Here is a 12,491-nt window from a genome sequence, read left to right on the forward strand (position 1 = left end):
GCCAGTGCGGTAGCGTGCTCAATTCTCAAGCAATAGCGACAAACTTTGTGTGCTGATCTTAATATAAAGCGTCAATATTTTAAGGACTTAAAATGTTACTTCCTGTGATTATGGCCGGTGGTACCGGTAGTCGTTTGTGGCCTATGTCGCGCGAACTCTATCCAAAGCAGTTTTTGCGTCTTTATGGACAGCGGTCAATGCTGCAGGAAACAGTGCTTCGCCTGGATGATGTTGACGCCCGTGAACCCGTAGTGATTTGCAATCAAGAGCACCGATTCCTGGTGGCTGAACAACTGAGGCAGATCAATAAGCTCTCTCACAATATTATTCTTGAACCCGTTGGTCGCAACACAGCACCAGCTATTGCACTGGCAGCCTTGAGTGCAATTGAAAATGGTGACGATCCAATTCTCCTGGTGCTGGCTGCTGATCATATAATCAACAACAAACCGGCATTTCATCAGGCGATTAAATCAGCGTTCAAATTTGCTTTACAAGGACGCTTGGTTACATTCGGAATTGTCCCTACCGGGCCTGAAACGGGTTATGGTTACATTCACCGTGGCCAGGTCGAAACGCTGGATGAGCAAGTTGCGTATCAGGTCAGTCGTTTTGTTGAAAAACCGAATAAGAGAACCGCCGAAGGTTATATCGATTCCGGTGAATATTACTGGAATAGCGGGATGTTCATGTTCAAAGCCAAGAAATATCTTGAAGAACTGGAAAAGTTTAGACCGGATATTCTTGAGTCATGCAAAGCCGCTATTCGTGGCGGCAAAGACGGTGATGATTTCATCAAGATCGATCGTGATCTATTTATCGCCTGCCCGGATGAATCTGTCGATTATGCTGTAATGGAAAAAACGACAGATGCCGTAGTCGTCGGACTTGATGCTGACTGGAGTGATGTCGGTTCCTGGTCTGCATTGTGGGATGTCAGTGCTAAAGATCAGAAAGGAAATGTTCTCACGGGGGATACTTTCCTGCATAACGCAAACAACTGTTATGTTAATACAGACGAGAAACTAGTTGCTGCCATCGGGGTTGATAACCTTGTAATTATTAATACAAAAGATGCAGTACTGGTGGTTGATAAAGATCAGGTGCAGGATGTCAAAAAAGTTGTCGAGTACCTGAAGGTCAATCATCGCAGCGAATACAAACGCCATCGGGAAATTTATCGACCCTGGGGGCGTTGCGATGTGGTTGTGCAATCTGAACGTTTTAATGTCAATCGTATTACTGTCAAACCAGGCGCTGCATTCTCAATGCAGATGCATCACCATCGCACTGAGCACTGGGTTGTGCTTTCCGGCACCGGTGAAGTAACGATTAAAGATCAAAAATTCCTGTTAACGAAAAATCAATCGACTTTTATCCCTATTGGCGCACAGCATGCGTCTGGAAAATCCTGGAAAAATTCCACTGGAATTACTTGAAATTCAGTCAGGTTCCTATTTAGGTGATGACGATATTATTCGTATTAAAGACCAATACGGTCGTTGCTAATATTTGAAGGTAACAAGATTTATGTCCAAGCTAACCTGTTTTAAAGCCTATGATATTCGTGGAAAATTAGGTGAAGAGTTAAATGAAGATATTGCATATCGCATTGGACGTGCGTATGGCGAATTTCTAAAACCCAAAACAATAGTGGTGGGTGGTGATGTACGTTTGACCAGTGAGAGCCTGAAGCTTGCATTGGCAAATGGCCTGATGGATGCCGGAACTGACGTGCTGGATATTGGTCTGAGCGGGACGGAAGAAATCTATTTTGCAACTTTCCATCTTGGTGTGGATGGCGGCATAGAGGTTACAGCAAGCCATAATCCTATGGATTACAATGGGATGAAACTGGTTCGTGAAAATGCGAAACCGATCAGCGGTGATACCGGGCTGCGTGATGTTCAGCGTTTGGCGGAAGAGAATGATTTTGCGCCGGTTGAGCAAAATCAACGTGGCAACTATAAGCGGATCTCTGTTCTGGATGATTACGTTGATCACCTGATGGGCTACATTGATTTTGCGAGCTTTACTCGCCCAATGAAATTGGTGGTTAACTCCGGAAATGGGGCAGCAGGTCATGTGATCGACGCTATTGAGCAGCGTTTTAAAGCTGCAAATGTTCCGGTTACTTTTATTAAAGTACATCATCAACCAGACGGTACTTTTCCAAATGGTATCCCTAACCCACTATTGCCAGAATGCCGGCAGGATACTACCGATGCTGTAAAAGCGCATGGCGCAGATTTAGGCATTGCGTTTGATGGCGACTTTGACCGTTGTTTCCTGTTTGATAGTCAGGGCCAATTTATTGAGGGCTACTATATTGTTGGTTTGCTGGCTGAAGCATTCCTGCAAAAAGAACCTGGAGCAAAAATTATCCATGATCCTCGCCTGACATGGAACACAATTGATATTGTGACCAAAGCAGGTGGTGTGCCGATCATGTCCAAAACTGGCCATGCTTTTATCAAAGAGCGTATGCGTAAAGAAGATGCTGCTTATGGTGGTGAAATGAGTGCGCACCATTATTTCCGTGATTTTGCCTATTGTGACAGCGGTATGATTCCATGGTTGTTGGTGGCTGAACTAATTTCCATGAAAAATAATACATTAGATTCGCTTCTTAATCATCGAGTCAGCAAGTTTCCTTGCAGTGGTGAAATTAATTATAAGGTTGTTGATGTTGCTCCGATCCTTGATGAGGTTGAAATTGCTTATGAAAATTCCACGGTAATTAATAAAATTGATGGTTTGTCTTTTGAATCACCAGAATGGCGTTTTAATATCCGTTGTTCAAATACAGAATCATTATTGCGCTTGAATGTCGAGGCAAAAGGTGATCAAGAAATTGTCAAGCAAAAAGTTACAGAAATAGAGTCAATAATAATGAGGTTTCACCAATAATGCGTAGTCTTATTAATGGATTATGGAGTTACCGAGGATTTATTTTAGGTAGTATTAAACGTGAGTTTCAATCTAAATATAGAAACTCATTATTAGGTTTTCTGTGGAATATTTTAAATCCACTGGCAATGATTATCATCTATACTGTGATTTTTTCTCAAGTCATGCGGGCAAAATTACCAGGAGTCGATCATTCATTTGCATATAGCATTTATCTTTGTGCTGGAGTATTAACTTGGGGATTGTTTTCTGAAATAGTATCACGTTCACAGGTTATGTTTGTTGATAACGGAAACTTATTAAAGAAGATAAATTTCCCCAGGGCATGTATTCCGGCAATTATAGTTGGTAGTGCTTTACTTAATTTTATTATCGTTTTTTCTATATTTTGCGCTTTCTTACTGATTAGTGGCTTTTTCCCTGGTATTGTTATACTTTCTCTTATTCCAATCATTGGGATATTAATTCTATTCGCAATTGGCCTTGGCATGACTATTGGCGTGCTTAATGTATTTTTTAGCGACGTTGGCCAATTTTTTGGAATATTTTTGCAGTTTTGGTTTTGGCTAACACCAATTGTCTACTCTGTAGCGATTTTGCCTGAAAACCTGAGAGAATATATTTCATTTAATCCCATGTCCGGCATTGTAATGGCCTGCCAGACAGTATTGGTCAAAGGTACCCTGCCAGATTGGAATAGTATATTGCACGCGACAATAATAGGGTTATTACTTTGTATGTTAGGTATGCGTTTATTTCAACGCAGGGCGGCAGAAATGGTGGATGAATTGTAATGGGTTCTATCAGTGTAAGCAATATCGGTAAAGCATTTAAGCAATACCCTAATCGCTGGGCGCGATTAATTGAATGGTTTTGTCCTGGAAATATAATTAAGCATCGATTAAAGTGGGTATTGCAGGATATTAACTTTACAGTTAGTCCTGGTGAAGCTGTTGGGATCATCGGGATTAACGGTGCAGGTAAAAGTACTCTTCTGAAAATGATTACCGGTACAAGTCAACCCACTAAAGGAAGTATTCATATTTCTGGAAGAGTGGCGGCTCTGTTGGAACTGGGGTATGGGATTTCATCCTGACTTCACGGGGCGCCAGAATGTTTACATGGCGGGCCAATTAATGGGCTTACATGCCGAAGCCATTAGCAATCTGATGCCAAAAATTGAAGAATTTGCTGAAATTGGTGACTATCTTGATAGTCCTGTGAGAGTGTATTCTAGCGGTATGCAAATGCGCTTGGCATTTAGCGTTGCCACCGCTGTACGACCAGATGTGCTAATTGTCGACGAAGCACTATCTGTAGGTGATGATTATTTCCAGCATAAAAGCTTCGAAAGAATCCGTGAGTTTCGGCGTCAAGGGACGACACTATTAATTGTATCACATGATAAACAAGCGATTCAGAGTATTTGTGATCGAGCGATTTTGCTAAATGCTGGGCATATCGAGATGGAAGGAGAGCCTGAAGCTGTAATGGATTACTACAATGCTTTGCTCGCAGCAAAACAAAATCAAAAAGTAGAACAAAAAACCACATCGGAAGGTAAAATCCAGACAATATCTGGTACGGGCGAGGCTGAAGTCTCAAAAATATGTTTACTAGATCAGCATAAAAATACCGTTGAGTTTATCAATGTTGGTCAAGCTGTTATTTTGCATGTTGAAGTTAAGGTCAATGCAGATATTCCCCCGGTTAGTATTAGGTTATGGCATTAAAGATCGTTTGGGACAAGTTTTATATGGGACTAATACTGATTTTAAAGATAAAGTTATTGAGAATGTGAAGGCTGGATCTATTGTTGTCTATGATTTTAGTTTTGACGCGAACCTCGGGCCCGGAAGTTATTCGATACAAACCGCACTCGTTAGTACTGATAGTCATTTAGTCAATAACTATGAATGGCGTGATTTAGCTTTGCTTTTTAATGTAGTGAATATTGATAAAACTAAATTCGTTGGTTTAACTTGGCTCGACCCGAAAATAGGGGTTTATGAAAGATGACTTTTATTTCATATGCACAAAATTTAGAAGATGTTGTTCTCTGGAAAGCACTAAAAAATATAGAAAATGGATTTTATATTGATGTTGGTGCCAATGATCCACTTATTGACTCTGTGACTAACTCGTTTTACAATAATGGTTGGCATGGTATAAATATTGAGCCAATAAATACACATTTTAAAAAATTAGTGTTGGAACGACCAAGAAGATATAAATCTAAATTGTGCAATAAGTGAGTCTAAAGGGAATTTAGATATTTGGGAGTGTGAAGTGCGTGGTTGGGCTACTCTTGACCGCCATGTTGCAGAGACCCACGAAAAAAATGGTCATATAGGCAAATGGCATAATGTTGAAGTTAAAACTTTAGCTGAAGTGTGCGCAGAATATGAACCTGAGAATATTCATTTTTTAAAAATAGATGTCGAAGGTTTAGAAATTTCAGTCCTTAAAGGAAATGACTGGAGTAAATATCGACCATGGATTGTTGTCGTAGAAGCAACATTCCCAAATACCCAAATTGACAGATATTCAGATCTCGAAGAACTTCTTGTCGCTGAAAATTATGTTTTTGCATATGCCGATGGCTTAAACCGTTTTTATGTTTCTGCTGAACATATAGAACTTCTTCCGTCGTTGAAATACCCACCTAACATTTTTGATGACTACCAAACATATAGTGAGTATTCAGCCTTGCAGGAGGTGAAAATTTTTGAGAAAAAAAATATTTCCTTATTGCAAGACAATGTTAAAATTACGGAAGAATACCATTTGTTATCTCAAAAAAATTTGAGTTTATCTGCAGAAAATGAGAGGGTTAGCATAGCTAATAACCTGCTTTCTTTGGAAAATGAGAAGCTTAGTGTAACTAATAATGAGCTTTCCAAAAAGTATGAAGTTATTTTAGAACATGTTAAAAAACTTGAGCATGAGAATGCTATAACAAAGAAATATGTGGGTGAAATTTTAAATAGTACTTCATGGCGTATTACGGCACCGGTAAGATTGATTGGACAATTAAAACATGGGAAGAAGAATGATTCCACACTTAAACATTCGTGGCTATCAAAAAAACTGATAAGAAAGTTAATTAATCAAATAAATAAACATCCTAAACTAAGATATCAAATAGTAAACATTATAAAAAAAATAGGCCTTTATTCCATAGTCCGTTCTGCTTATTTAGGTGTTTTTATAAATAATGCATCCTAAAACTACATTTCCTGAAAATGAAATGGTTTCTTATAAAAGTAATACAGTTTTACCGTTTGCAACAATTCATTCGCTAAGTGTTGATGAGTTGCATAATAGAATCAAAAATGAGCTTAAAGCTACCACAGAAGAGCGAGGTGAGTAGTGAATTACTGCAATCAATACTCCGAATTAGAAAATTTCAAAGGCCTGCGTGTTGCTGTACTAACCACAGAGTCAGCCAAGGGTGAAGTCGGTGGCGCTGAACGGTTCTATCAAGGTTTATTAGCTGGATTAATAGAAATCGGTTGTGAAGCTGAAATTGTTCCTGTGATTGCCGATGAGTCCTCCTTTGAACAAATAAAAAATAATTATCAATATTGCCGTGAATTGGACTTGAGTCGTTATGATGCCGTAATTTCGACCAAAACTCCAAGTTTTGCTGTTAATCATCCGAATCACGTAATGTACCTGGTTCATACGGTTCGCGTATTTGATGATATGTTTTACGAAAGCTTCCCTGAATGCGATACGATGCGTTTAGCTGAACGGGCAATGCTTCATCGATGGGACTTTGATGCCATTAGTAAAATCAAGGCAAAGTTCTGCATTGGTCATGAAGTATCCAAGCGTCTATACCGCTGGCGAGGAATACACTCAGATGTTATTCATCCTCCATTAGGTGTTAACGGGTTTAAACAGGGCGAAATGGGGGATTACTTTTTCTTACCTGGAAGACTGCACCCATGGAAACGTGTTGACCTCGCGATTAATGCTATTAAGGCATCTAACTTACCTTTAAAATTAGTTATTGCGGGTACTGGTGAGGCTGAAGAAAAATTAAAAGAATTGGCTGGTTGTGATGCCAGAATTCAATTTGTAGGACGCCTTAGTGATGAAGAGCTTTTAGATTATTATGCTAATGCCCTTGCGATTGCGTTTGTGCCCAAAAAAGAGGACTATGGATACGTCACACTTGAAGGTTATGCCAGTGGTAAACCTGTAATCACCTGCACTGATTCTGGCGAACCCACATACTTCGTTAAGCATAAAGAAACTGGTATTATTTGTGAGCCGACTAGTGAATCTTTGAGGGAAGGTTTTGAATGGATCTTTAACAATAAAGATCTTGCAGCAGTGATGGGGGGGAAGGGCTATGAAAAAATCCAAGGGATGTCATGGCCAATTGTGGCTAAACAATTAGTATCTGCTGCAATGGCTCCGAATATTGAGCTAAAACAATTGCCTATAAATGTCACTATTGCTGATATGCAACCAATCGATCCTCCTGTTGGAGGTGGTCGCCTACGCTTACTTGGGGTTTATCACGACCTAGGCGATAATGTTAAAGCTACGTATGTGGGTTCTTATGATTGGCCAGGAGAAAATTATCGACGTCATAAATTGAGCCCAAATTTAGAAGAAATTGATATTCCATTAAGTCAAGAACATCATCTTGCGGCCCAAGAATGGGCTACTCAGGCAAATGGTAAGACAGTAATCGATGTTGTCTTTAGCCAGCAAGGACATTTGTCATCTGATTATTTGTCAGGTGTTATAGATAATATCAAAATGGCAGATGTAGTCGTCTTTTCTCACCCTTGGGTTTATCCTCTCATTGACCCAAGTTTATTGCAGGGAAAAGTTATTATTTATGATTCGCAGAATGTAGAAGGTTATTTGCGTGCTCAACTATTTGATGAGAGCAATATGGCCGAATTAGCTGCGATCCGACAGGTTATTTCTGATGAGTATTTACTAGGCCAGCGAGCAGATCTCATTCTTGCATGTTCACAAGAAGACTTATTACGTTTTAATCGTATTTATGAGTTTTCACCAGAAAAAATGCGAGTTGTTCCTAATGGAGTGATGGCTTTTACACGTCCTGTTCCAGGGGATAATGAGCGGTTAGCGGCTAAGAAAGCATTAAATTTTTCCATTGACAATCGTTTAGCTATTTTTATTGGCAGCGCATATGGGCCAAATGTCGAAGCTGCTAAATTCATTGCAGAAGAATTGGCACCAGAAGTTCCTGAGGTTACCTTTATCATTGCCGGTGGAGTTAGCACTGTGGTTGGCAAGGTTAAATGTAAGAACGTACATTTGACAGGACCTCTTAGCGATAAAGATAGAGACTTGTGGCTAACTGCAGCGGATTTGGCCGTAAATCCTATGTTTTCGGGTTCTGGCACGAATATTAAAATGTTCGACTTTATGTCCATGGCTTTACCAACAGTTACAACAAAAATTGGTGCTCGTGGTATAGATACGGCTGGATTAAATGCAATGCTTGTTGTTGAACCAACTGTAGAAGCTTTTAGTTCTGCTTTACATAATTTGCTTGATCATGAATATTGTAGGGCTATTGGTGTGGCAGCGCGCCAATGTGTTGAGAATAGCTATTCTTGGGAACGAATCTCGAATATTGTCGGGAAGATGTTATCTTCACGTGCTGAACTCGCTAATCAACCACAGCCCTTTTTCTCTGTTGTTATTCCAAGTTATGAACGCCCAGAGCAATTGCTTGATCTTATGCATTGCTTGCAAGGTCAAATTGAGCGTGATTTTGAAGTGATCGTAATAGATCAAAGTGCGGTTCCCTGGTCGGAATCTGAACGAAATTTCGGCTTCCCACTTTGCTACTATCATTCTCCCGTAAAAGGTGCTGTGGCAGCGAGAAATACCGGGGCAATGCTAGCTCAAGGCAAAGTAATTGCCTTTACTGATGATGATTGCTGTCCTGACTCGAATTGGTTGGCAAATGCACGTAAATATTTTAATATCCCAGATATTGTTGGTGTAGAAGGTCAAATTACGTCAGACCATCACGGTGATGAAAACTGGCGTCCTGTAACAAATGTCGGCTTTGAAGGCATTGGTTTTATGACCGCAAATTTAATGGTTAGAACTGCAGTATTTCATTATCTTGGCGGGTTCGACCTACAATTTGATCGTCCCCATTTCCGTGAAGACACCGATTTTGGATGGCGTATGCAAAAAATTGGGATGGTACCTTATGCAAAAGATGTAGAGGTATTCCACCCTGCGCAACCACGATCAAAAGAACGAGAGTCACTAGCAAGCCGTTCGAATTTTTTCCAGAAAGATGCTTTGCTTTATCGCAAACATCCTGAAAAGTATCGTGAACTCTTTGTATTAGAGAAACATTACGCAATTACTCCAGGTTTTAAAGAAAATCTGCTATTGGGTTTCGAAAAAGAGAATGAAACGGTTCCTCAGTGGATGGTTGATTTTTTAAATTCGTAACTTTAGTAAATGAACTGAAATAGGAAATATTCTGTGCAAAAAATTGCAATTATTACAGGTATCACTGGACAAGATGGCGCTTACTTAGCTGAGCTCTTGCTGGATAAAAACTATACAGTTTATGGTACCTACCGTCGTACTAGCTCGGTCAACTTTTGGCGTATTGAAGAGCTCGGGATTAAAAATAACCCTAATCTGCATCTTGTTGAGTATGATCTGACCGACCTTTCTTCAAGTATTCGCCTGATGCAAACGACTGGAGCAACTGAAGTTTATAACCTTGCTGCGCAAAGTTTTGTGGGTGTGTCATTTGATCAGCCCGTGACGACTGCTGAAATTACGGGTATTGGTCCAGTGAATTTGTTGGAAGCTATTCGAATAGTAAACCCTAAAATTCGCTACTATCAAGCATCGACCTCTGAAATGTTTGGTCTGGTCCAGGCAGTTCCTCAAAAAGAAGACACCCCGTTCTATCCACGTAGTCCGTATGGTATTGCTAAACTTTACGCCCACTGGATGACGGTGAACTATCGTGAGAGCTACAATATTTTTGCCCTCCAGCGGTATTCTCTTTAACCATGAGTCTCCATTACGTGGCCAGGAGTTTGTAACGCGTAAAATTACTGACACTGTTGCGAAGATCAAGCTTGGCAAACAGGATGTTCTGGAGCTGGGTAATATGGATGCTAAGCGCGATTGGGGCTATGCAAAAGAGTATGTCGAGGGTATGTGGCGTATTCTCTCGGGCTGAAAAACCTGATACATTTGTTTTGGCGACAAACCGAACTGAAACCGTTCGTGATTTTGTCTCTATGGCTTTTAAGGCAGCTGGCTATACTCTTCGTTTTGAAGGTAAAGATGAGCAAGAAGTTGGAATTGATGTCGAAACTGGTAAAACCCTTGTTCGTGTGAATCCTAAATTCTTCCGTCCTGCCGAAGTCGATCTGCTAATTGGCGATCCTGCTCGCGCGAAAGAGATTCTGGGATGGGAACCAAAAACCACACTGGAGCAGTTGTGCCAGATGATGGTAGACGCGGACTTGCGTCGTAACCAGCAAGGATTTTCATTCTGATGTCTGGCGCCGGAAAACATGCCCTTGTAACAGGGATTAACGGGTTTACCGGCCGCTATGTGGCAGCGGAGTTGTCCGCTGCCGGATATCGGGTTTTTGGTCTTGGGGCTGCGCCATTTGATGATCCTGACTATTATCAGGTCGATCTTACTGATATTTCTGGGTTGACTGACACTATTAATCGCATTAAACCTAATGTAGTCATCCACCTTGCGGCAATAGCTTATGTTGGGCATGGTGATGCGGATGCTTTCTATAATGTCAATCTTCTGGGTACCCGCAATCTATTACAAGCTTTGAGTTCCAGCCTGGCACCTCTGGGATGCTGTACTGCTTGCCAGTAGCGCAAATGTCTATGGCAATGGTACTGCAGGAAAGTTAAGCGAATCGACAGTCGTCAATCCAGCAAATGATTATGCGGTGAGTAAGTTGGCGATGGAATATATGTCTCATTTGTGGATGGATAAGCTTCCAATATTTATAACCAGGCCATTTAATTATACCGGTGTAGGTCAAACAGATAATTTTTTACTACCCAAAATAGTCAAGCATTTCAAAGCTAAATCACCCACAATTGAACTTGGCAATATTGATGTATGGCGTGACTTTACTGATGTCCGTGCATTAAGCAAAGCGTATGTTAAATTACTGCATGCCAAACCTTTTGGCGAAGTAATAAATATTTGTTCTGGGCGAACATACTCCTTAAGAAAAGTAATTGAGTTGTGTGAAAAAAATAACAGGGCATCATCTTGATATTCAGGTGAATCCTGCTTTTGTTCGCGCGAATGAAGTAAAAACTCTGAGCGGTGACACATCTAAACTTCAAGTATTTATCCCTGACTGGATGTCCCCACCACTTGAGGTCACTTTGCGCTGGATGTTGGAAAGCGAGTAATGAAAGTTATATTCGGAACTGACGCAATTAAATATCCATTGACTGGCATTGGGCGCTATGCGTATGAGTTAGCAAATCGATTATCGGTGAGTACAGATATATCCGAACTGTTTTTTTTAAATGGTAGGAAACTTACACAGCAACTTCCTTCTGCCAGAGAGACAGGGTCTTCAACCGAAGGGTTGAAGCAATATATAAAAAAGAGTCGACTTGCATCCGAGACTTACCGCCTTACGGCTCCGTGGTTAAAAACTCATGTATTAAGAAAACATAAAGATACCATTTACCATGGTCCAAATTTTTATCTACCACCAAAAGTCGACCGCTGTGTAGTAACATTCCATGATCTTTCTGTATTTACTTTACCTGAGTGCCATCCACCAGAACGAGTCAGGTATATGCGGAAAGAACTTTTGCAGACTGTAAAACGGGCCCAAATTTTTATTACTGACTCTGATTTTACAAGAAAAGAGTTAATTAATTATTTTTGCCTCCCGGAAGATCGTGTATTTACTGCAAAACTAGCATGCAGTGGTGAGTTTAGGCCCTATGGTGAAAACCAGATCTCTGCAGTTTTAAATAAATACCAACTTTGTTTCAAACGCTATAGCTTATTCACTGGGTCTATTGAGCCAAGAAAGAACATTGGCACCTTATTAGACGCGTATGAGCGTTTGCCATTACCTATCAGACAACATATACCTTTAGTTATTAGCGGCTTCAAAGGGTGGAGCAGTGAGCTACTTCATCGTCGCTTTGCAAAAGGTGAGCGTGAGGGATGGTTATATTATTTGGGCTTTACTCCTGCCGCTGATTTACCCGCACTGTATGCCGGGGCTGTAAGTTTTTTGTTTCCATCGCTTTATGAGGGATTTGGCCTACCTGTACTGGAAGCTATGGCAACGGGCACTCCGGTCGTATGTTCAAACAGTTCCTCTCTTCCCGAAGTTGCAGGCGAAAGTGCATTAATGTGCGATGCTATGGATGTTGACACATTAACAAATCTAATCAGAAAAAGCCTTGAGGATACATCGTGGCAAACGCTGGCTTCAGAATGCGGGCAGGTACATGCGAGCCAATTTTCATGGGAAAGATGCGCAATTGAGACTATTGCAGCATATAAACAGGTAGAATAA

General features: G+C 40.6%; 6 protein-coding genes and 4 pseudogenes. All 10 read left to right on the forward strand.

All coding sequences use genetic code 11. The features are described from left to right. Positions 1-92: 92 nt before the first annotated feature. Positions 93-1,509, forward strand: a pseudogene (locus P2W74_RS08460) (mannose-1-phosphate guanylyltransferase/mannose-6-phosphate isomerase). A 21-nt stretch (positions 1,510-1,530) separates the two neighbouring features. After that, positions 1,531-2,910: a phosphomannomutase CpsG gene (gene cpsG, locus P2W74_RS08465; protein ID WP_276294682.1), complete on the forward strand. Its 1,380-nt coding sequence runs from the start codon at positions 1,531-1,533 to the stop codon at positions 2,908-2,910. Continuing rightward, complete coding sequence (locus tag P2W74_RS08470) at positions 2,910-3,704, forward strand: ABC transporter permease (RefSeq protein WP_276294683.1); 795 nt, start codon at positions 2,910-2,912, stop codon at positions 3,702-3,704. Before cpsG ends, P2W74_RS08470 begins: the two co-directional genes overlap by 1 nt. Continuing rightward, a pseudogene (locus tag P2W74_RS08475) lies at positions 3,704-4,929 on the forward strand (ABC transporter ATP-binding protein). The gene P2W74_RS08470 and the pseudogene P2W74_RS08475 overlap by 1 nt, the downstream one beginning before the upstream one ends. Next, positions 4,926-5,165, forward strand: a complete 240-nt coding sequence (locus tag P2W74_RS08480; RefSeq protein ID WP_276294684.1) for a class I SAM-dependent methyltransferase — start codon at positions 4,926-4,928, stop codon at positions 5,163-5,165. Before P2W74_RS08475 ends, P2W74_RS08480 begins: the two are co-directional and overlap by 4 nt. Before the next feature lie 19 nt (positions 5,166-5,184). Further along, complete coding sequence (locus tag P2W74_RS08485; RefSeq protein WP_328517919.1) at positions 5,185-6,138, forward strand: FkbM family methyltransferase; 954 nt, start codon at positions 5,185-5,187, stop codon at positions 6,136-6,138. A 144-nt stretch (positions 6,139-6,282) separates the two neighbouring features. Continuing rightward, a complete protein-coding gene (locus tag P2W74_RS08490; RefSeq protein WP_276294686.1) occupies positions 6,283-9,384 on the forward strand; it encodes a glycosyltransferase in 3,102 nt (1,033 codons plus the stop codon). Positions 9,385-9,417: 33 nt separating this feature from the next. Beyond that, positions 9,418-10,457: pseudogene (gmd, locus tag P2W74_RS08495) on the forward strand (GDP-mannose 4,6-dehydratase). Continuing rightward, positions 10,457-11,355, forward strand: a pseudogene (locus P2W74_RS23485) (GDP-mannose 4,6-dehydratase). The pseudogenes gmd and P2W74_RS23485 overlap by 1 nt, the downstream one beginning before the upstream one ends. After that, the gene (locus P2W74_RS08510; protein WP_276294688.1) at positions 11,355-12,491 is read left to right on the forward strand and encodes a glycosyltransferase family 4 protein; all 1,137 of its coding nucleotides are present in this window, start codon (positions 11,355-11,357) and stop codon (positions 12,489-12,491) included. The pseudogene P2W74_RS23485 and the gene P2W74_RS08510 overlap by 1 nt, the downstream one beginning before the upstream one ends.

Source organism: Citrobacter enshiensis (assembly GCF_029338175.1).
In the GTDB taxonomy this organism is placed as follows: Bacteria; Pseudomonadota; Gammaproteobacteria; order Enterobacterales; family Enterobacteriaceae; genus Citrobacter_D; species Citrobacter_D enshiensis.

Coding starts and splice junctions, on each gene's coding strand:
- P2W74_RS08480 (WP_276294684.1), top strand. CDS start 4,926: ATGACTTTTATTTCATATGCACAAAATTTAGAAGATGTTGTTCTCTGG.
- cpsG (WP_276294682.1), top strand. CDS start 1,531: ATGTCCAAGCTAACCTGTTTTAAAGCCTATGATATTCGTGGAAAATTA.
- P2W74_RS08470 (WP_276294683.1), top strand. CDS start 2,910: ATGCGTAGTCTTATTAATGGATTATGGAGTTACCGAGGATTTATTTTA.
- P2W74_RS08510 (WP_276294688.1), top strand. CDS start 11,355: ATGAAAGTTATATTCGGAACTGACGCAATTAAATATCCATTGACTGGC.